Source organism: Clostridium estertheticum (assembly GCF_026650985.1).
GTDB lineage: Bacteria > Bacillota > Clostridia > Clostridiales > Clostridiaceae > Clostridium_AD > Clostridium_AD estertheticum_C.
On the sequence record NZ_CP086239.1, the window covers coordinates 3,155,310 to 3,178,598 of the forward strand.

Genomic DNA, 23,289 nt, shown 5'->3' on the forward strand with positions numbered 1-23,289 from the left:
ACCCTTGCCACTAATTAAGCAATGGCTAAAGGTGTATAATCAATTATTTAGTTGGTATTTTAAATGTCATATGTCCGCTATCATTAGTCACATTATAGTCTAAAACTAAATTTATGAAAGAACTTTTATTTTTAACTGCTACAAATGTATCTGCTGAACATTTAGTCCCTATAATAGTTAATGGCTTAGGGTAATCACCAGCCCCGCCTGGATAACCTTCTCCTGACTCTCCTGTGCTGTCAAATGAAGCGAAACTAGATACGTATAAACCATGTGTTGAAGTTCCACTAGACAATAATTTGTAGGTATAATTAATCTTATACACTTCTACTGCTTTAACCTTGCTATATTTATTTCTTTCTGTTGATAATGTAATACTGTTAATTGTAATTTCATATGTTCCATACCGAATATCTGGAACAATAACTTTCTGATGTAATTTTCCTACTATGGCTGATTTAGCTGTTTTAGCTGGTTCAGTTTTAGTTGCTTCGGGAGTAACGCTTTTAGTTGAAGCTGGTATATCCTGATATTTAAGATCATCTGATTTATCTTTATTAGTTGACATTAAACCAAGTGCAGCAACTACTACTATTACTATTACTATTAAGCATATTATTAATATTGGTCTATGTTTACGTTTTGCATGAAAGTTATTAGCATCTTCGTAATCTGAGTTTTCTCTATACTCTGGCTTAACAGTATATACAGGTTCTCTTTTGTAATTATCCTCTTGCGCATCATAACTATCTTGATTGTCATACGCATCTGTCGATTGGTTTTTTCCACATTCATTGCAGTATTTACTTTTGTCTGTCAGTTCTGTGTTGCATTTTATGCAATGTTTCATTTTAACACTCCTTTAATATGTATACCTTTTTATACACTTTCTGATAAATAAAATATAACCATAAATTATAAGATAATACGTAAATTCTGTAAGCCTACTATCCAGATTCCAATTTATTTTTATTCATAATTTTTTAACTATATTTATCATAGTATACCATATTTTATTATACATTTTCTAATTTGAGCACGACTTTTCTCTACATTGCCATCTCTACATCCGCTGTGGCAATGGTGCTCGGCCGATGAGCTATCATAATCGTAGTTCGATCCTTCATGAGCGACTGTATTGCCTCCTGAACCAAATATTCTGACTCGTTATCAAGTGCTGAAGTTGCCTCATCCAGTAAAAGAATGGGCGCATTTTTAAGGATAGCCCTGGCAATTGCAATACGCTGCTTCTCCCCACCAGACAGCTTGTTACCACGCTCACCTACCAGGGTATTATATCCTTCTGACTGCTTCATAATGAATTCGTGGGCATTGGCCGCCTTTGCCGACTGCACAACCTCTTCCATGGTAGCCTCAGCCCTTCCATAGGAAATGTTTTCGGCAATACTTACGTTGTACAAATAGGTATCCTGTGGCACGTAAGCAATCAACTCACGAAGTTTATGTAATCCCAGTTTTTCCAATGATACACCATCAATATATATTTGTCCCTTTTCTACTGGATAGAATCCCAATAAAAGCTTAGCTAAAGTACTCTTGCCACGTCCAGAATGACCAGTAATGGCTACTGAAGTTCCTTTTTTTACAGACAAATTAAAATCCTTTAGAACTTTTTTATCATTTTCATTGTATCCGAAGGTGATATTTTCCATAGAAATATACGCACGCTGAGAAGACTCTTTTTCTGTACCTGCCTGCCTATGTTCAATATATGTTTTCGGTTCTTCTTGTATACCCATAAATTCAAAGACTTGCTGGGCGTTGACCAAACAGTTGACCAACTCCGGAATATAACGCCCAATCTGTAAAAAATACCAACTAAAGGTTCCATACAACATATACAATGCCGTTAGCGAAGCAACATCCACCACGCCTTGTTCAACATAGTAAATTCCCACACCTAAGAATACCAGCGAACAGAGCAGATTGGAGGCATTATTCAAACCTGTCAGCAGTGCTGAATACCAATTCTGTTTCTTCTGTGCCTTTGCACACTGCTTATTTGAAACATCATATTGCTTCATAATTATATCCTTCACCGCAAAAATCTTAATCGTTTCTACTCCCTGCATAATATTGGTCAGATTCTGTATCATCCCTTTGTTTACCTTTGACATTTTGGAACTAACCTTTTTCATGGGCTTTACCATTAATGTATTCACTAGTAGGGAAATGCAGCTTACCGCTAGCAATCCCACTGTAACCTGTGGGCATAGATAAAACATAGGAATCAGAAACAGAATAACCATGATAATCGGCATAATAATACGACGAAGCCTCGAACCAAAAATATCTCCGGTTTTGCTTGCATCATACATTAATTTTGACATAAAATCGCCAGTATGGTGAGTATCGTAATATTCTATAGGAAACCATACTGATTTCATATACACCGATTGATTAATCTTTGCAATTGCCCGTTTAGACTCATTGTTATAAATGACTGTTGCCGTCACCTGAATCGCCATGGCCACAGCACCTATCAATAAATTTTTCACAAGAAGTAAAAACAACCCATTGGTTGTTCCAGACTGTTGACAAACATAAAATGTAAAACACTCTAATTTAAAATTGGAGTGTTTTTTTTCATATTCAAAAATGATTTTACAACATCAATGTCGAATATATATAGTATACAAACTTTATAATTCGGAGGGTTTAGTTATGATTAATGAAAAGAACTTCACACAACAAAAATTAGAAATGGTATATTTAGAGGATTTAGTTCCTAAAGACCATATTCTCAGAAATATAGATAAATACATGGATTTCTCTTTCATAAGAGAATTGACTCAAAAATATTATTGTTTAGATAATGGAAGACCTGGCGTAGATCCTATTTTACTCTTCAAAATGCTGTTTATTGGATACCTATTTGGAATAAAATCTGAGCGACAACTTGTAAAGGAAATTGAAGTAAATGTAGCTTATAGATGGTTTTTAGGACTAAGCCTTACTGATGTTATTCCAGATCATTCAACAATTAGCCAAAATAGACGTAGACGATTTAAAGGAACTGACGTGTTCCAAAAAATATTTGACGAAGTCGTATTTAAGGCTATAAATCTTAAGATGGTAACTGGTAAAATACTTTACACAGATTCTACACACCTAAAAGCAAATGCTAATAAGCGAAAGCTTGTGAAAATTGAAGTTGAAAAAACACCTAAAGAATATGTAGCTGATCTTAATAAAGCTGTAGAGGAAGATAGAATAAATCACGGTAAAAGACCTTTGAAAGTGAAAGAACCTGTTACCATAATAAAAGAAATTAAAGTTAGCACAACTGACCCCGACAGCGGATATATGATGAGAGATGGCAAGCCGGAAGGCTTCTCCTATTTAGATCACAGAACTGTGGACAGTAAACACAATATAATTACTGATGTTTATGTTACTCCTGGAAATATAAATGATGTTGATCCTTATATCGATAGATTGGATGTGCAAATAAAAAAATTTAATTTTAATACAAAATATGTTGGTGCCGATGCTGGTTATGCTACAAATCTTATATGTAAAGAACTATTTGAGAGAGAATTAAAATCTGTAATGGGATATAGAAGGTCTCCACATACAAAAGGAATGTACACTAAAAATAAATTTCAATATGTTAAAGAGAAGGACATATATGTTTGCCCTGACTTAAGGGCTTTGCATTATAAAACGACAACTAGAGATGGATATAAAGAGTATGTTGGGAATGCAAAAGATTGCAAAGAATGCCCAAATAGAACTCAATGTTTTTCTGATAAAAGTAAGGTTAAAACTGTTAGAAGACATGTTTGGGAAATGTATAAAGAAGATGTTGTAAAGTTTACCAAAACGGATAAGGGTAGAAATATATATAGAAGAAGGAAAGAAACTATAGAGCGAAGCTTCGCAGATTCTAAACAACTGCATGGGCTTCGCTATTGCCATATGCGCGGATTAGAAAATGTGCAAGAGCAGTGTCTGCTTACAGCAGCAGTGCAAAATATGAAAAAGATAGCTAGCCTACTATCTTCCATGTTTTTTTATTTTATAACTAAAAACCTGTTGCATGTTACTAATTTATCTATAAATCAAAATGCTATCGCATAATTGCATATAAAAACCCAGTACAATAAAAAATTATACTGGGTTTGTAAACAACCTGAAACAACCCATTGGTTGTTCTATTCCCAGCCATGGTGAATAAATCTCGAATCAAAAAAGAGCTAATAGTCTTGAATAGTCCTTCGGATATCGCCATTACAAGAATAGCTCCAAAATATATGAAAGCACGACTCCCCATGAATGTCTTAGTCAATTTAATAAGTATTCTAGATAATTTCATTTAATGTCTCCTCCTTTCCTTCCTCCTGAGCCTTCTGTTGCACCTGGTAAAGATGGTGATAAATACCTTTTTTCATCAATAACTCCTCATTAGTTCCACTCTCTACAATCTGACCCTTTGACAGTACCAAAATGGTATCTGCGTTCTCAATGGTGGACAGCCTATGTGCAATGGTTATGACTGTTTTCCCATTAGAAATACGCTCTATGGCCTCTTTAATCAAATCCTCTGTACCCACATCAATGGCGGAGGTTGGCTCATCCAAAAGAAGGATTGGCGCATTTTTAAGAAAAGCCCTAGCAATGGAAATACGTTGCCGTTCGCCGCCGGAAAGCCTTGTTCCACGCTCGCCCGCCAAAGTATCATACTGCTGTGGCAGACTGATAATAAAGTCATGAATATTGGCTAGGCGACAGGCCTCCTTAATTTCTTCCATGGTAGCCCCCTCTCGTCCATAGGCTATATTATCAGCAATGCTTTCTGGAAATAAAAATACATTCTGGGATACCAAAGAATATAGATTTCTCGCCGCATTCAGATTCCAATCTTCAAAATTTCTGCCGTAAAGCTTATAATTTCCTGATTGCTTCTTATAAAATCCACAGAGCAGCTTAAAAATGGTAGACTTACCCTCCCCAGAACTACCTACGAAAGCCACATTTTTTCCAGCCTTAATGGTGAAATTCACATTGTACAACACTTGACAACCTTCATTGTAAGCAAAATTTACATTTTCAAATTCAATAACAGTTTCCGGTACCTGATCACAATCTCGGGCGTAGTGACTTCCATCCCAATCTCCGCTGGGTTCGTCCGCTTGCCCCATCAGTTCTTCCAGACGCTGGATGGACACACCAATTTCACGTGCATCATTAAACAACATAGGTAGTTCACTTAAAGGATGAATAATTCGATCCAACATAAGAATGAAGAAAGTCATCTCTCCCACAGTAAGTGAACCGTTTAACACCCTCATTAGCGCCAGTGTTGCCAAAATAATATTTGGTAGCCAGTTAATCACGTTCTGCATAATCACTGATATTGCTGACAATCTATTACGGATAAATTCAAACTTCAGAATCTCATCGTTAGCCTTGTAGATTTTTTTCTGCATCACTGACATCAGATTGAAGCTTCTGCCCACAAGGATTCCTTGAATATTGTCATAGGCAGTGGAGTTAAGCACATCAATTTTCTTCCATCTGTTCTTAGCAAGATTTGACATTCGCTTGGATGAGTAATGAGACACCACAAGCACCACTGGATAACCAACCGCTATAAATACCACAAGCATGCCATCAATCTTACCGATGGAAACAATAATAGTCACAGCCTCAACCAGTATTCGACAAATATCAGGAAGTGTTTCTGAAAAGAACCGTCCAGCTTGTCCAATATCCGAAATCAACTTGTTCAAAATAGTACCAGAGGAATTCTTGTCAAAATACTTAAATTCTAGACGAACCAGTTTTCTCCCAGCCTCCTCGCGAAACTGTGTCTGAATATTTACACTGAATTGTGACGCACACACATCCCTAACCAGCGATGCCACAAAACCAATTCCCACAAAGAGGAAAAGTTGCATCATAAAACTTGTACTTACAATACCCGACACTTGTCCAGAAAGAAGTGCATCAATGGCATTGGATATTAGACTGCTACCCTTCACAATAATTGAGGTCAGCACATATGCTGCAATCAATTCCACAACCATCCATGGAAGGTAACGTATAGCTATCCTCCGAAACACATTATTCTTTCTCATTTTGTTTTCTCTCCTTACTTTATCAATTTTAACTATTTCATTTGAGTCATTTAGTGTTAAATTTCAGATAATCACGTGGCTAATATGATGGCAAAAAGTTAAAAAGCACCCGATTTTTGTCAGGCTCCTTTTTTAACAATTTTCTTAATATTATCTCTTATATTTGTAAATTGTAACATTTATTCTAATAATACCTAAATATTCCGTAATTGTCAATTACCTTTCTGAATCATAACAGCTGAAACATAACTTTTTTAGAGCACTAATTTGATACATCTTTTATATGGATTATATTTAAAATTAGTATTATAATGTAAATAATTCTGTAACTTGAGAGGTGTATCTATGTATAAAGATGACTATATATTCCCAAGTTTTATGTATTCCTCATCCTTTGGGATGCGTGTTCTTACTGACGCTACAGAAATAATACTTTCTATAGATGAAATTGAAAAATTCAATAATAATCTTAAATCTACAATACCTTCTTTATATAATTTAGATAATGAAGGGAATACTATGGCTTCTGAACCTCTCATTGATCTCATACAATCATATAAACTATTCACTAAAGATATGTTTGATTCTAATGGGAAGTTAATCCACACTGATTACTTTGAAGAAATTATACACAATACTAAATATAATAATACTCATTATATGATTCACAGCTTTTCAGGATATAGTTTTAAAAATTTGTCTAATTACGAAACACGCTCTGCCTTACAGGCTGCCATTTCGTCCATAGATCTGATGTTAGCGAGTGGAACCCCTTTTATACAAAAATTCACTTCTGGAGTACATTATCAATAAACTTAATATGCAGTTGATGCTCTTTCCATCTCAGTTCCAAAAAATCACATTTATGTACATTTTACAATTACTCTATTGCCTGTAAAGTTGCCAAATTAATATTTATTATCAAATTGGTTTCGATCATAAAAAAAGAAGAAGGTACCATTATATATGGTATACCCTCTTCATACTTTTTAACTAATGTGTTTGTTCCACTTATACCAATCCAAAACTACATTTACTCCTTTAGTCGTCAATTGCTTCTGCCATTTCTCTCATTAATCTAGCATCTGATTTTGAAAGTTCAACTTCAGCAGATTTTACATTCTCTTTAATTTGGTCTACCGTAGTTGCTCCACTTAGCAGATTAAAGAAATCACCCTGTGCCAAAACCCATGCAAGAGATAAATTGGCTATTGTACAATCATATTTTTTACACAAGTCTTTCCAATTATCCATCATATTCATTGCTTTTTGCATATTTTCAGGTTGAAACCATTTTTTATTGCACTGTGCCCCTGTAGGAACATAATCTCTTGGGAGGCACCCGCTCAACAACCCTTGCTCCAAAGGAGAGTAAGCTTGAAGAGTAATTTTATTTTCTCTACAAATTGGAACCAAATCCTGTTCAATTGCTCTATCCAAAATACTGTATTTAGCTTGCACCAAATCTAATTGTCCGTACTTTAAGTATTCTTTTATATGTTCAGGTGTCATGTTTGCAGCACCAATGGTTTTTATCTTTCCGGCTGCCTTTAGTTCATTTAATGCTTCCATTGTTTCTTTGATTGGAGTAAAGTAAGGCTCTACTGATTGCCAATGAGTCATGTAAACATCAATATAATCCGTCCCCAAACGCTCCAAACTCATTTCAATCTCTTCCATAATTGATTCTTTAGAAAGATTCTTATAAAGCTGCACATCACCTACTTTGTTAAACAAACTTCCTTTTCTATTCCATGTTATACCACATTTTGTAATTAAACAAACATCCTCTCTTTTCATACCTTTCAAAGCCTTGCCAACAATTACTTCGCTGTTACCAAAATTATAGCCTGGAGCTGTATCAATTACATTAACTCCAATGGACGGACAAGTTCTTATAGTATCTATGGATGATTGTAATTCTCGGTCTCCGTTCCATGCAGGACCTCCGCCAATAGGCCAAGTTCCTAGACCCATTCTTGAAATATTTATATCAGTTTTTCCTAATTTCATTGTTTTCATTTCAACACTCCTTCAGTTTTATATTTTGGAAATAATATATTCTTTCATTCTTTCTTCTACCTGTTGTTTGCTTTTCACTCCAGTTGTTGCCCCTAGATATTCAACGGAAATGGATGCTGTCACGTTAGCGAACTCGGCACATTCCTTGAGTGATTTTCCATCCAAAATAGCTGTAATAAATCCAGCAGCAAAGTTGTCCCCTGCACCAATAGTATCAATTAATTTAGAATATTTATATATGGGAACAATTAATGTTTCGTTTGAATTTTTTACAAAACATCCATCTTTGCCAGTCTTTATAATTACATTTTTAACGCCGCATCCTAAAAAAACATCTGCTATTTCATCCAAATTTGTTTTGCCAGTTATCAAACAAGCCTCATCATAATTTGGAAAAAAGTAATCAACATATCCTAAAGCTTCACGGATATCTTCAAACCCCTCACCAAATCTTCTTTTAATCATGTCTGCACAAATTAGCATATTGTTCTTCTTTGCCTCTGTAAAAATCTTTACAAGTGACTTTCCATCAATTAATGGATTATTAAATATACTTGCTAATGAAAGTAATCTCGCTTCTTTAAATCGTTTAAAATCAACATCATCAATATTGGTCTTCCACAAGCTTCCATTACGATTTGTAACAAATGTTCGCTCACCGTCTTCAGTTACTAAACCCACATTGATAGAAGTATCAATATCTGGATCAATATTTACACTAAAACAATCAATATTATTTTGTTCACAGAATTTAAGAATGTAATCTCCTACTACATCTTTCCCAATGCGACTCATCAATGCAACTTTATATCCTAACCTTGAAATTATAGTAGCTTCATTAATTGCATCTCCACCTATAGTCATACATATTTTTTCTAAAGGATAAGATTCACTGTCAAATATATTTTTGCTTACAGGATGTAAAGGTATATCAACAATTGCGGCCCCAATACAAATTACATCTAATTTATTATCCACAATTAACTCCTCGCTTTTCCATAACATCCGAATAATTTTATTTTTTCCATTGCTCTTTTTGCAACTTCTTTTCTAACTTCTTGTTGCAATTTCAGATAAGGAAGCTTCCTCTCTTGATTTGCTTCAATAGCAATCATTGCCGCCTGACATAACTCAGTATGGATGTTTATTTTTGTAATTCCTCTAGCAATACATTTTCTAATATCTTCATCACCAATTCCTGATGCACCATGTAGTACCAATGGAATATCAACAGCCGCTCTAACAGCTTCCAATACGGGATAATTAATTTTTGGTTCAGAAGTATAAACTCCATGTTGATTTCCTATAGCAGTCGCTAGGAAATCTATGCCAGTTCTTTCACAAAATTCTGCTGCTTGTGTTGGGTCAGTATATCCGTAAGCCGCAATAGCTTCTTCATAAATTGTCTCAGCGCCAACATGACCTAGTTCAGCCTCAATTGGAATACCTAATGGTTTGAACTTATCAACTACCTCTTTTGTTAATTTAATGTTAGTTTCTAAATCATATGCGGATGCATCAATCATAATAGCAGTATAGCCTATATCAACAGCATGACTTACTATTTCAAAGCTTCTGCCATGATCCCAGTGAATACAAGCGGGTACAGTTGCTTTATCCGCCATAGAAACCATCATTTTTATGAAGTGATCTATATCTGTGTTTTCTAAGAATCCACTACCAAAAGATAAAATAATTGGTGCTTGCGCCTCTTCAGTAGCATCCATAACTCCTTGTAGCATTTCAGTATTCCAAATGCAGAAATTTGGTACTGCATAACCTTCCTTCTGAGCTTTTAGTAACATATCTTTCATTGAAACAAACATAATAATCTCTCCTTTATTTTTAATTAATTTTTAATTAATTTTTATAACTGACTTGATAATATCTTTTTTGCAATTAACAGAGTCTTCGAATGCTTTTTGAACATCTTTATAATCGTAAATATTAGTAACCATTGATTTCACATCAATACGACCAGATGAAATTGCTTCTATAGTAGCTGGATAACGATTGGCATAACGAAATACGGTTTGAATCGTTACTTCGCGGTTGATTTTTAGAAAATCAATCGGTGTTGCACCAGGAATCGTACCAACAATCATAATCTTACCACCACGCATTACCAAAAGCGGTGTCTGTTTTGCTGTTACCTGCGAACCTGCTGTTTCAAACACAATGTCTGCTCCCAAGTTACCCAAGATTTCTTTACACTTTACTTCCGTATCATCCTCCATACCATTGACTACTTCCATAGCCCCTAATTTTTTTGCCATTTCTAGTCTCTTTGGCAGTACATCTACTACTACAATTTCTGTTGCACCCATGACTTTACATGCCTGAAGAGTCATTAGCCCAATACAACCTGAACCTAAAATTATAATTTTTTTGCCAGGCTTTACACCTGCGCTCATTGCTGCATGCATACCCACTGCTGCAGGCTCTACTAGCGCACCTTCCATAGTATTCATGTTATCCGGGAGTTTATATGTAAAACTTTCCGGATGGCAAATATAATTTGTCAATGCTCCTTTGTAATTCGGCTGTGTTGCCAAGAAATCTACATCTGGGCAGATATTATACTTTCCTTCTAGACAGAACCTACATTTTCCACAAGGAACTCCTGGTTCAATACAAACTCTATCCCCTATTTTGAACTTAGTCACTTTAGTACCGATTCCTACAACTTCACCAGCACACTCATGTCCTAACCCAATCTTTTGATTTGGATCTGATGGAGGAATAAATGGACCCGATTCAAATCCATGAACATCTGATCCACAAACTCCTACATATTCTACTTTAATTAGAACTTCATCATCCTTTGGATCAGGTATTTGTGATTCCTCTATCTCCATCTTTCCAGGAACAACTAAAATAGCTTCTGTATTTTTTATTTCATTTTTCATTTCAATTCGACCCCTTTCAAAATTTACCAAACTTACAATCTACTATTCTGCTTTTAATCCAATAGCCTCAACAGAAGCGCCTCTTGTTTCAATACCAATTGTGGCAATTACTATTGCAACTATTACTGCTACAGAACCTAACAATACAAACACACCTTTTACCCCTTGTTTGTCAAGTAAATAAGCAACAGCAAATGGTGCAATAATGCCACTGATACGTCCAACAGCATTTGCAAGACCCGAACCACGAAGTTTTGCTTCCGTTGGCCAAATTTCAGGAACGTATACTGCTGATGCATAACAAACAAACATATAAACAAATGTAATTAAGCAAAATCCCATTAATGTAATCATAACCATACTAGTTTGTAGAGAATACACATATCCAAGCACAGCGATCATCAAAAGTAATCCAACACCCATCACTTTACGTGGAATTTTATCAATAACAAGAACAGCTATAAAAATACCAAAAGGTGCACCAAACATACTCATAGTATTTAATACAATAGAATTCTTCAAATTAATGCCCTGTGACATGAATATTGTAGGAAGCCAATTAATTAGTGTATATTGAACCACATTCATTGCAATCAAAACGGAAGACCCAAGTATAACCCGTTTGAGCAGTTCCCCTTTGAACAAAGCAGAGTATGGAATAACATTTTCTTTTTTGTCCGCAGAAACATCGGTAACTGGTTCCAACTTTTTACCAGTTTGATGTTCCACTAACATCTCAATCTCAGACATAATCTTTTCCGCTTCTTTGTATCTTCCTTGGACTTCTAACCAACGCGGTGATTCTGGAAATTTTTTGTAGGCAATAACTGTAGCTATTATAGATAAAATAGCTGGAACAAGAAACTGTACTCTCCAATTCATATTTGCAGCAATAAGTGGAGTAATGCTCATAGCAATCAGTGAACAGATTGGATAAGACCAATTTCCAATAAAGGAAACTCTACTAGACCAAGTACCACGATTACGTCCAGGCATATATTCTGTGAAACCTGCAAACAAAGTTACAAGCAAAGCACCAAGTCCAACTCCCATAAAAAAACGGCAAACAATTAAAAATGTCATGTTTGGTGAGAATGATCCAATTATCATTGCAATAATGTGAAGAATCTCAAAAGTTAAAACACTTTTACGACGCCCAATTTTATCACCAATAATTCCTCCTAAAAGAGCACCAAAAAACATGCCTGCTACCGTCAGCGAAGTAAATATTGCACTTATATTGTTATTTGTCCAACCTAGCTCTTTCAATTGTGCCAGAACCAGACCACCAATTGCATTACTCCAGCATACCAATAATGGAAAAGCAACAATTGAAAATATTGACAAATGCCATTGGCTATTTGGTAAGCGGTCAAGTCTTGCACCACAATTAGGTTTTTTCATTGCATCCACTTTGTTCACTCCTTTTATTTTGTATTATTTTAGGATATCGCTTACTACATCAATAAATTTAATTTGCTTTTCCATTTTAAATATATAGCAACAGCCTAATGAAGGTGGAACCATTAATTTTTTCATTTTAATCACAATCATATGTTAGAATAACTTTGATTGCTTCCTTACTCTCCATTAAATCGAAGCCTTTATCCCATTCTGAAAGACCTAATCTATGTGTAATCATAGGTTTAACTTGAATTTTTCCCGATTTTAACAAATTAATAGCATTCCTCCATGAAGTTGTGTCATAACCCATATGCCCAATAATAGAAATCGCTTTCATTGAAATATCATTTATACAGAAATCAACAGGTTTAAATCCCATACCAATTCTGACAATTTCGCCATTAGGTCTGCACATTTCAATTGCTTGTTTCAATACTATGTTAGCACCTGCACAATCAACAACCAGACTTATGCCATCTTTGCCGCAAATTTCTTGACACCGAGCAACAACATCTTCTTGTGAACCATTAACTATATGTGTAGCACCAAGATCACTAGCAACTCCAAATCTAACTTTAGTGTCATCGTCCAAACCTACCATAACTATATTAACAGCTCCCATTATTTTCGCAATTTGTACCGAAAACAGTCCTAAAGGACCTGTCCCAAATACTATAATATTTTGTCCTGGTAGAAATCTAGAACGTTGAGCTATTGCTTTGTAAGCATTACAAATAGGATCTAAAATAGCTGCTTCTTCATAACTTATATTTTCTGGTATTTCCCATATTGTATGTTTATGAATACTTAAAATTTCACCGGGTATTTTACAATACTTTGTAAATCCACCATTCGTCCCATATCCTAATCCTAGATTTACTTTTTCAGGACATGTTAAGAAGTCACCTGATTCACATGATGGACAAACACCACATACATGGGCTGTGTTATCAGAAACAACCCTTTGTCCAAGTTTCCATTGAGTAACATTTTTCCCTATTTTAACAATCTCACCTGATAATTCATGCCCTCTTACTGATCCAAATTCATCTGAACCATTTTCTACTTTGTAATGTTTCATATCAGCACCACAAATTGCTGCTGCTTTTACCTCAATGATGATATCGTCATCACCACAAATGGGCTCTGGAACATCGATCCATTTATAACTTCCAAATTGACTTGGTGTACCATACTTTGCTAATGCTTTCATAAGATCCCTCCTAATTAATATAACGTTTTCATATTTATTTTGTTTCTGTCTATACGCATATAATACTATTATAAATCTTTGTTGTCAACAAATTTATTTTGTTATAAACATTTTTTTATTTAAACAAATATTTTATTTAAATATTATTTCTATTTAATAATTAAAATAGTACATTTTTATTCGGTTTCACCCAAATAAAAAAAGAGTTTTTCCTAATAAGCATACTGAAAGTCCTCAAACCCACACTAAAATGTCTGGCATTCAAACTTTCAAATAAGAATACAGGAAAAACTCATGAAATAAGCATAATAATTTTGTTGATTACTTTATTTCCATACATATTTCTTCAAGTGATTTTTGCTTAGTTTCAATCCCTATAGTAGCAATTATCAAAGCAACGAAACCGAGTAACCCTCCAAGCGTAATAAAAACTGCAACCGATCCATAGTTTGTCATAATCCATGCCACTCCATATGGAGTAAAAATTGTTACGCCTCTTCCAACTGAATTGCATAATCCCGAACCCCTAAGACGAATTTCAGTTGGCCATAATTCAGGAACATAAACTGCCGATGCAAAACAAACATACATATAGAGAAAAAGAATAAGTGAAAACCCCAATATAACAATCAGTACTTCAGACCTCTGAATTGCATAAATATACCCAAGTACAGCAATTACAATTAACAGTGTAACCCCCATCCACTTACGTGGAAATTTATCTATTATCCTTGTTGCAATAAATACTCCCAGTGGTGCTCCAAACATAATCAAAGTAGTCATAATAATTGACTTAGTAACAGTTATACCAGATTTTACAAATATTGTTGGAATCCAAGTCGTAATACTATAAAGCGCTGTATTCATACCTATAAGTACAGAACATCCTAGTATTGTTCTCTTTAATAACGCTCCCTTAAATAGACTTGTAAAAGGCATTTTTTTATCATCACGAGATTTGTTTAATTTTTGTTCCGCTACTAATGGTAGCTTAATTCCCTTCTCTAGTTCTATTTCTTTTTCAATATTTGTGAGTATATTGTCTGCTTTCTCTTCCATTCCACGTGCTACATACCATCGTGGTGATTCTGGGAACCCGTGGCGTACAACCCATAGAGCTAGTGCAGCAACTCCACCGATAATAAACATTGCACGCCAACCACAATTAGGACCTAAAAGGGGCATTGCTATAACCCCAATCAACGTTGCGAGTGGCGGTGCACAGTTCCCCACCAATGATAATGTAGCAGCCCATTTACCACGTTCTTTCGCCTGAACAAATTCAGTAAACGTGGCAAAACCAACAACAATCTCCGCCCCCAGGCCAATACCTGTTAATCCACGAAGTACAATCAACATAGTCATATTAGTTGCAAATGCCGCCGCTATAGAAGCTATTCCAAATATAAGAAGGTTAACTTGATAAGCAAATTTTCTTCCAAGATGATCCCCTGAAAAGCCTGCAAACAGAGATCCAATAAAAAGTCCAGCCATAGTAGACGAAGTAAACGCTGCATTTAAATAATTGTTAGACCAACCATTCTTTACTAATTGGGCTAAAACTATTCCACCTAAACAATTATCAAATCCATCAATTAATAGACCTAGCCCAATCAACCAAAAAATCTTATAATGCCATTTCGAAGTAGGCAACCGATCAATCCTAGCACCTATATTACTTTGCATGTTCATACAAACATCTCCCCCACAAATTTTTTTATAATATATAACTATAACCAATATGTTTTTTATAATCGTTTTCATTAAAGATAAATAGCTTTTTCATTGATTACCCATATTAACTTAATCCATTTACATATTTATCAAAAGAAATCGTATACACCTCGTATTAAAAATTACTTGCATATATATAATAATATTTATTTTGTTGTATGTCAACATTTTAATATTTGTTTAGGACATTTTTTATTGTTTTAGTTTAAAAATATATAGTTGAATGCTGTTATTTTTAAACCAGTATCTATGTCGAACGCCTTTCCATCCCCATAAGCATCTAATGTTTCATACTTTTGTTCTCTTGTATCTTTAGCTTTTTTAGACAAAAAAATGCTTTCCTTTCTAGTATAAGATTTTTATTATTTAATCTTTCTACTTTAAGGGAAGCATTTTTTTGTTTGAGCTATATGTATTTTTTTAAAAACAAACTCTTTTCATAATATTAATATAGTATTTTTATATTATTGCTTTTTAAAAATTCTCTCCACTCAATTCCTGGCTCTTTTTCTGTAACTATATAATCTATATTGTTAAAATCAAAAAGTTTCACTAGCGATAACTTATCAAATTTAGTATGATCTATTAACAATATAACATTGTTAGCTTGCTCAATCATTTGTTTTTTAATTTCTACTTCTTCATCACTAGAATCCATAATACCTTCATTTATATCCATACCTTTGCAACTGACTAAAGCTATCTCAACATGATAATTTTTAATAGCATTTTTTGCTATAATTCCTATTAATGATGATGAACTTTTTTTAAAAGCTCCACCAGTAGACAATATCTTCAAATCGGATTGATTTAATTCATGCAATACCTCTACAGAATTTGTAATTACAGTAATGTCAGTTCTGTCCTTAATTAATTTCAATACCTCCATAACTGTAGAACTTGAATCTGCAAACAACGTTGTCCCCTCTTTTATAAGTTCAAGCGCCTTGCGGGCAATGACTTGTTTACTTTCAATGTTAATACTTGCCCTCCTAAAAAACGGTATACCCTCACTTTTATTTTCAATATTTAGGACTGCTCCTCCATAGGTTCTTATAACTATACCTTTTCCATCCAACTTTTCAAGATCTCTTCTTATTGTTTCTTCCGTAACATCAAACATGTGGCTCAATTTCGATACGGTTACTTTTTTTTCATTAATCACCATTTCTTCTATAATATCCAATCTATCTTTAGCCGCCATTATTATTCTCCTTTTTTAATAAGTATTACAATTGTTATTTTTTAATCATTTCTTTTGTATCCAAGTATTGCTTAAATCAACAAATATCAGTACATCTTTTTTATTCTCTTATTCTTTTATTCATTGTATCAGATAATCAAAAATAACTCAAACAAATAAAAAATGTTGTAAATACAGAAATATTAATGTATTTAAAGTAAGTTACGATACTAAATAATTTTCTTTTAGAATACAACCTATAAAGAAGAAGGTACCATCATGTGATATACCTTCTTCTTTTTTTTAACTAATGTATTTGTTCCACTTTTGCTGTAATTACCCCTCTTTCACCATCCCACTTATACCAAGTTAAAATTTTAGAGCCAACTTTATTACTTGAACTTGGATCTTTAGGATCCCTTTCTAAAGATGAAAGCTCTAATATTTTACCTCCATCAATTTCTTTAATCGGAGAAGGATAAACTGAGTTTATGCTTTTATCTAGAGCCGAAACAAGTTCTCCATCTTTTATTATATAAAGAGATTGTGATCCACTATGTGACCCGATAGCACCGGACACAAATAATCCGTTAATATCACCTTTGGCTTTTGAAATACTCATTTTTATACAATCCTCGGAATCATTTTGCACCCTACTCATTAAACTATATTTACCATTAATGTATTTAAGTAATTTAATACTATTTGGAATATATATTTCTGAAGATAATGAAGAGTTTCTTTCATATACCGCTACTTCAAGCAATCCATCGTTATCTATATCACCTAATGTATAATAATTAGATGGATCTTCTTGGTTTATATATGTTTTATCAACTAATGATTCTGCATATTTACCAAGAACATTAATATACTCAGTGTTATTTACCATATCAATATCATATTTATTACATGTAGCATAAATTTCTGCTGCTTCTTTATATTTATGGTCAGCACTTAAAGTAGTTGCAGTTGCATATGCAATTTTATTAGACATAACACTCTTCAAATTTTTAGCATCAGCACTTTTACTATCGATCTTTATAATTTCCTTTATATACTTGCTAGCCTCCTCATATTCCTTGCCACTTATAGCCTTATTTGCTAATGTTACATTTATTTTTATAAATTGTTTTTTACATAACTCTATATTGTTTTGTGCACTAGCATAAAATTCAACATTTGTTTTTGTTACCTTCTTAAATTTTTCTATGCTTGTCAAGTAATCCTTATCATCCATTAATTTCATGCCAAGTTGATAGTTTGCCTTTTCTATTAATGCTTTACTGTCTTTATATTCAGGTATTTGTTTCAGCCGTAATAATGCTTCATTATATTTTCCATTGTCTAATAATTTTATTGCACTTCCATATTGTTGTTTTTTTATTATCGCTGGTTTTATATATCTAATAGATATAAATATAATAAAAACTAATAATATTAATACCAAAGTAATTTTAGCTATCCGTATCTTTTTAACTTTTTGTTTTTGTTTTATAGCTTCTTCAACCTTAATTTTTTCTTGATAGATTTGATAATCATTGTAGGACTTTTCTAAATACTCTTTGCTTATAATATTAAACTGCCCTACTTTATCTCGTCCACATCTGCAGCAATTTAAAGCGGAAATATTATTTAATCTTCCACAGCAACATATCCATCCTACTTCTTCTATAATTTTTGGAATAAACTCGATACTGTAAGGATTCTCTTCTAATTTAATTCTATCTAATTCACCAATTAACACATTTCCTAAAACATCTATTTTTGTTCTTTTAGGTATTTCATTTACTTTCTCATCTATATTTGTTTCCTTAATATCTCCATTTTTATAAACTACCTTTTCAACATGTATGTTAACCTTTCTTACATTTTTATTTGTAAGAGGTACAGCAATATTATCACCAAAAGTATTATTTGGTTTTACGTCTAGGTCCTGATAAAAATACTTAACGGTATTATCATTTTCATTCATTTGGCCTCCAGCATCATCAAAACATTCAACTGAAATATATACTGACGATATATTTTCATTTGATATATTACATATTTTTAACTGAAGAACAACATTGTCGCATGCAGCATCATAAAATAAAGAACCATTAATTATTTCTACTGGCCATTCTTTAAACCAGTAATCAAGATCTATATCCCTAATATTAGTATATTCGTTTTCAACCATTATCATATCCCCCTAATTCATTACAGTGCTTACAGAGTTCCATTAATAATATAATTATATGCATCCCCTCCAACATAAGAACTTTTGTTTAAAGAGGATAATGTTTCACTAAAGTAATATTGAAGCTCCTCAGAAGATGATTTAACTATTTCTTTTTAAGATTTACAATATCCTTAAATTTCAATCCTGAAATAAAATATAGCATTATAGTAGATATTAGTAATAAGCATAAATTACTTGTAAAATTTAACATCATTTTTTTTATTATACCTGTAATAACCATAGAAATTATAACTATAGAATATATTTTTTTATAGTTCCATTTAAGATCATCTTTTTTATTAATTATTCTTGATAAACCTAAAACCATAACAGACGATACTGCAAATGAAATTAGAGTAGCTGCGCTTGCTCCTATTATTTCATATTTTGGTATAAGTAAAAAGTTTAATGCTACATTTACAGCAGCTGATACAGTTGACGCTATAAATATGTATTTAGTTCCAGCCTCATTATAAAATAGACCAGCAACGAAAAAATAATAAACTCCATTAAAAACATAACCAAATGCAATATAAGGTATACAATCTACTGCACTATAAAAGCTTTTATGAACCATAAATTTTAAAATGTAAGGGCTCAGAATTGATAACCAGAGTGCTCCTAGTGAATACAACAAAATAAAAGCAGTTCCAAATCTATAAATTTGATTTTTATCATTTTTGCTGTCTTTCATAACACCAAAGAACCATGGTATAAAAGCACTATTAACAGCCGTAGCAACCATGTTAATTATATTTCCAAATTGATATCCTATATTGTAAATCCCCACTAAAGCAGTACCTTTCAAGTTGTTTAGTATTATTCTATCAGCAAGAGTTGATATCCATCCTGCTAATGAATGTGGCACCAGCGGCATAGAATACTTCATACTTCTCACTATTATCTTTTTATCGATTTTCCATTTAGTAAACTTAGTAAACACTACAAATGCATATATGAAAGTTATTATAGAAACTATAAATGCACTTAATAATTGTCCTATAACTCCTAACTTTATAACCACAATAAAAACTATATTTAATAACAATGTTACCAAAAATACTGAAAATTGTTGCACCGCGTATTTTTCGGCTTTATGTTGCATTTGTAATATACTTTGATATATAGGAAATAACGTTGAAAATCCTACTGTTAATAATCCAATTGCCATATATGGATAAAAGTTTATTCCTTTTATAAATTTATCCAATAGTATCGTATGGGTGCTAAATAAAAATATAGTGAGGATTAATGAAATTATTAAAATTGTCGTGATAATTGTTCCTATAAATTTTTTAAATAAAGCCTCATCATCTTCATACTCATAATAGTATTTAGAAATAGCACCATTTAATCCAAGCAAATAGAACATCCCAAGAAAACCCGTTATAGATGTAACTATAGAAAATATTCCATAATCAGTAGGAGTTAGATAACTAGTGTATAGTGGAAGCAAAAAAAATCCTATGGCTCCCTGTAAAACCTGAACAGTACCATATATTCCTGCATTTTTAATAACCTTTTTTACTGAAATCATAAATTACCTCCCTTTAATATCATATAAATTTCACTTATATCTCCATGCGTCAACTCTTTATATATTTGCATAACTTATCTCCTTTAGATTCTTTATCTTAAATAAATAATTTTCTCCCTATTTTAATAATCCATTTTCAGAAACTTAGTAACTCATGTATATAATTACAAATTATATATATAATGTTACACAAATTAGTTAAAATGGTCAATCTTTCAATGAAAATTTCCATAATTATTTTTTTATTTTTAGTTGTCCTTATAACAATGTGATTGATAAACTTGTTGCTATATTATTAATAATATATTAGTATAGCTGTATACAGGAACTATAAAGGAATCTTTACATAAATAAAATAAAGATAGTGTTAACACTATCTAATTTAAATGGAGGTATAAATATGAAAAAATTATTTAAATGTACTGTTTGTGGATATATAAGTGAGGGTGCCCCAGCAAAATGTCCTAAATGTGGTGTAGATGTAAGTAAATTTGAAGAATTAAGCAGTGAAGCAGCTGAAAAAATTTATCGTTCAAATAAATCAAATGATATTCATATTGAAATCATAGCACTTGCTGAAAAAATAGCATTCCTTAGTCAAGAAGGAATAGAAGATAATCTTGATCCTAAATGTGTAGCAGCTTTTACACAAGCTAAAAATGAAGCTTGGACTATAAAACAAAGATCAAAGACTGAACTTGCAGGCCATATGAGTTTAGGTAAGTGGTAAGATATAAACTATTTTAAAAGAGGAGAATCTTAATGAACGATTTTTTGAAAATTGTAAGAGAAAGAAGATCAGCTAATAAATTTATTGAAAATGTAGTAATACCTAAAGAGGATTTCAATGATATATTTAGTGAACTTTCATTGGCTCCTTCTGCATTTAATTTACAACACGCTAAATACTATGTTGTAGAAGATAAATCATTAACAGATAAAATTTATGAGGCATCTTTCAAACAATATAAAATAAAAACTGCTTCAGCAACAATATTAGTTACAGGGGATAAAAATGCGTATTTATCAGCATCTGAAATTTATGAAGGTTCAATGATGCTGGGAATGCTTGATAAAACTGAATATCAACTTATGATTGATACTATTAACAGCCTTTATGAAGGTTGGGGAGAAAGTTTTCAGCATGATGAAGCTATCAGGAATGCATCTTTATCAGCAATGTTATTCATGTTACTCGCTAAGAATAAAGATTGGGATACATGCCCAATGATATACTTTGACAAAGATAAAATCAGTCAATTGTTAGATATCCCAGAAAATGAAGTGCCAGTTCTTATGATTACAATGGGTAAAACAGACAAAAATAGTAGCAAAATAAGAGGTTATAGAAAGCCTGTTGGAGAATTTGTTAAGTTTTATTAATAATTCTCAGAATGCTAGTATAAAAACAAAAAAAACAGTTAGATAATTTAAAATTTATCTAACTGTTTTTTTGCACTATATTATTTTATACTCTTCAAATTATAATCTAAGGTCTAATTAATTTAAAGCTTACCTTACAACAACTGTGACTTCATATAGTGTTTTTATTTATTAATAATGATCTCTTTTCCTTCTTTACGCATCTTCGCAAATTCAGCTGCTGCTGTGAAAAGTACATCCGTAGATGAATTAAGTGCCGTTTCGCAAGAGTCTTGTAAAACACCTACGATAAACCCTACACCAACTACCTTCATAGCAATATCATTTGGGATACCAAACAAGCTACATGCTAGAGGAATCAGCAATAGTGAACCACCAGCCACTCCTGAAGCACCGCAAGCACATACTGCTGACAATACACTAAGGATAAGTGCTGTAGGCAGATCCACTTTAATTCCAAGTGTGGTAACTGCTGCAAGTGTTAAAACAGAAATCGTAACTGCTGCACCAGCCATATTAATGGTAGAGCCTAATGGAATAGATACAGAATATGTATCCTTATCTAAACCTAGTTTTTCACACAAGCTCATATTTACAGGAATATTCGCAGCTGAGCTACGTGTAAAGAATGCTGTAATACCACTTTCCCTTAAACACATAAACACAAGTGGGAATGGGTTTTTTCGAATATTAATGTAGACAATAATTGGATTGACAACAAGAGCCACAAAAATCATACACCCAATCAGAACTGCAAGTAAATGCCCATAGCTAACTAAAACCTTCATTCCAGTTGTAGAAATCGCCTCAAATACAAGACCCATGATTCCGAGTGGCGCAAAGTCTATAACCCATTTAACTATTTGGGTTACTGCATCTGAAAAATTAGTAATCATAACTTTTGTAGTATCCGGCGCATTTTTTAAAGCAGCGCCAAGAACTAATGCCCAAGACAATATACCAATGTAGTTAGCATTAAAAAGTGCTTTTACTGGGTTATCAACAACGTTCATTAATAATGCTTTAAGAACCTCTACGACACCTCCAGGTGGTGTCAAACCCCCTTTAGCCATTGCAAGTGTCAAAGTTACTGGGAACATAAAGCTTACAACAACCGCTGTAAGTCCAGCTAAAAATGTTCCTAAAAGATAAAGAACGATAATTGATTTCATATTGGTTTGATGACCACTCTTATGTTTGGATATGGCAGACATTATCAAGAAAAATACCAATATAGGTGCAATTGATTTCAATGCACCAACAAATAAAGAACCAAAAATAATGACGAATTTTGCTTGTTGTGGAATCGCTAAAGCCAAGAAAACACCAATAACTAACCCTATAATTATTCGTAATACTAGGCTTACTTGATTCCACTGTTTGAATAGATTTTTCAAAATAATTTCCCCTCCAATAATTAATAATAACGAAATAGTGCAAGTTTAGTGTATATAATAATTCATTTTAACATTTATAATATATTAATTCAACACAAAGTTAGCTTTTATCGCACTATTCGTAAAATTGAATATAAAGACGTTGTTAAGTAACCACATATTATAATAGAAATTTTAAA

19 protein-coding genes are annotated in these 23,289 nt (G+C 32.9%); 4 read left to right on the forward strand and 15 right to left on the reverse strand.

The features are described 5' to 3' along the window. Positions 1-43: 43 nt before the first annotated feature. Positions 44-850, reverse strand: a complete 807-nt coding sequence (locus tag LL038_RS15165) for a zinc ribbon domain-containing protein (RefSeq protein ID WP_216127932.1) — start codon at positions 848-850, stop codon at positions 44-46. Positions 851-1,049: 199 nt separating this feature from the next. Beyond that, a complete protein-coding gene (locus tag LL038_RS15170; RefSeq protein ID WP_326493434.1) occupies positions 1,050-2,534 on the reverse strand; it encodes an ABC transporter ATP-binding protein in 1,485 nt (494 codons plus the stop codon). A gap of 151 nt (positions 2,535-2,685) precedes the next feature. On the opposite strand from LL038_RS15170, the gene LL038_RS15175 reads away from it, so the two are divergent. After that, positions 2,686-4,104: an IS1182 family transposase gene (locus LL038_RS15175; protein ID WP_253200382.1), complete on the forward strand. Its 1,419-nt coding sequence runs from the start codon at positions 2,686-2,688 to the stop codon at positions 4,102-4,104. A gap of 221 nt (positions 4,105-4,325) precedes the next feature. On the opposite strand, the gene LL038_RS15180 is transcribed toward LL038_RS15175, so the two are convergent. Next, a complete protein-coding gene (locus LL038_RS15180) occupies positions 4,326-6,104 on the reverse strand; it encodes an ABC transporter ATP-binding protein (protein ID WP_216123252.1) in 1,779 nt (592 codons plus the stop codon). 345 nt (positions 6,105-6,449) lie between these two features. Between LL038_RS15180 and LL038_RS15185 the strand changes: the two genes are divergently transcribed. Next, a complete protein-coding gene (locus LL038_RS15185) occupies positions 6,450-6,917 on the forward strand; it encodes a hypothetical protein (RefSeq protein ID WP_216123253.1) in 468 nt (155 codons plus the stop codon). Positions 6,918-7,145: 228 nt separating this feature from the next. Here LL038_RS15185 and LL038_RS15190 read toward each other — a convergent pair whose 3' ends face one another. The 11 genes from LL038_RS15190 to LL038_RS15240 all read right to left on the reverse strand — a co-directional run bounded on the left by LL038_RS15190 (position 7,146) and on the right by LL038_RS15240 (position 20,330). Next, the gene (locus tag LL038_RS15190) at positions 7,146-8,126 is read right to left on the reverse strand and encodes an aldo/keto reductase (protein WP_216123254.1); all 981 of its coding nucleotides are present in this window, start codon (positions 8,124-8,126) and stop codon (positions 7,146-7,148) included. Positions 8,127-8,144: 18 nt separating this feature from the next. Beyond that, a complete protein-coding gene (locus LL038_RS15195; protein WP_375293009.1) occupies positions 8,145-9,104 on the reverse strand; it encodes a carbohydrate kinase family protein in 960 nt (319 codons plus the stop codon). Between the two features lie 2 nt (positions 9,105-9,106). Next, positions 9,107-9,952 carry a class II fructose-bisphosphate aldolase gene (locus tag LL038_RS15200; RefSeq protein ID WP_216123256.1) on the reverse strand — a complete coding sequence of 282 codons (846 nt, stop codon included), beginning with the start codon at positions 9,950-9,952 and terminating at the stop codon, positions 9,107-9,109. Between the two features lie 30 nt (positions 9,953-9,982). Next, entirely contained in the window at positions 9,983-11,035 is a 1,053-nt protein-coding gene (locus LL038_RS15205) for an NAD(P)-dependent alcohol dehydrogenase (protein WP_253199953.1), read from the reverse strand. A gap of 42 nt (positions 11,036-11,077) precedes the next feature. Further along, positions 11,078-12,439: an MFS transporter gene (locus LL038_RS15210; RefSeq protein ID WP_216123404.1), complete on the reverse strand. Its 1,362-nt coding sequence runs from the start codon at positions 12,437-12,439 to the stop codon at positions 11,078-11,080. Positions 12,440-12,575: 136 nt separating this feature from the next. After that, the gene (locus tag LL038_RS15215) at positions 12,576-13,652 is read right to left on the reverse strand and encodes a zinc-binding dehydrogenase (RefSeq protein WP_216123257.1); all 1,077 of its coding nucleotides are present in this window, start codon (positions 13,650-13,652) and stop codon (positions 12,576-12,578) included. Between the two features lie 321 nt (positions 13,653-13,973). Continuing rightward, a complete protein-coding gene (locus LL038_RS15220) occupies positions 13,974-15,344 on the reverse strand; it encodes an MFS transporter (protein ID WP_216123258.1) in 1,371 nt (456 codons plus the stop codon). A 242-nt stretch (positions 15,345-15,586) separates the two neighbouring features. After that, complete coding sequence (locus tag LL038_RS15225) at positions 15,587-15,715, reverse strand: hypothetical protein (protein WP_268055886.1); 129 nt, start codon at positions 15,713-15,715, stop codon at positions 15,587-15,589. A gap of 116 nt (positions 15,716-15,831) precedes the next feature. Next, positions 15,832-16,590, reverse strand: a complete 759-nt coding sequence (locus LL038_RS15230; RefSeq protein WP_216123259.1) for a DeoR/GlpR family DNA-binding transcription regulator — start codon at positions 16,588-16,590, stop codon at positions 15,832-15,834. A gap of 286 nt (positions 16,591-16,876) precedes the next feature. Next, the gene (locus LL038_RS15235) at positions 16,877-18,751 is read right to left on the reverse strand and encodes a hypothetical protein (protein WP_216123260.1); all 1,875 of its coding nucleotides are present in this window, start codon (positions 18,749-18,751) and stop codon (positions 16,877-16,879) included. A gap of 145 nt (positions 18,752-18,896) precedes the next feature. Beyond that, on the reverse strand, positions 18,897-20,330 hold the full coding sequence (locus LL038_RS15240; protein ID WP_216123261.1) for an oligosaccharide flippase family protein: 1,434 nt from the start codon (positions 20,328-20,330) through the stop codon (positions 18,897-18,899). Between the two features lie 400 nt (positions 20,331-20,730). Between LL038_RS15240 and LL038_RS15245 the strand changes: the two genes are divergently transcribed. Both LL038_RS15245 and LL038_RS15250 read left to right on the forward strand, forming a co-directional pair. Further along, a complete protein-coding gene (locus LL038_RS15245) occupies positions 20,731-21,060 on the forward strand; it encodes a rubredoxin-like domain-containing protein (RefSeq protein WP_216123262.1) in 330 nt (109 codons plus the stop codon). Positions 21,061-21,092: 32 nt separating this feature from the next. After that, positions 21,093-21,713: a nitroreductase family protein gene (locus LL038_RS15250; RefSeq protein ID WP_216123263.1), complete on the forward strand. Its 621-nt coding sequence runs from the start codon at positions 21,093-21,095 to the stop codon at positions 21,711-21,713. A gap of 164 nt (positions 21,714-21,877) precedes the next feature. Here the strand turns inward: LL038_RS15250 and sstT are convergent, their stop codons facing one another. Further along, entirely contained in the window at positions 21,878-23,110 is a 1,233-nt protein-coding gene (gene sstT / locus LL038_RS15255; RefSeq protein ID WP_216123264.1) for a serine/threonine transporter SstT, read from the reverse strand. Positions 23,111-23,289: the final 179 nt, after the last annotated feature.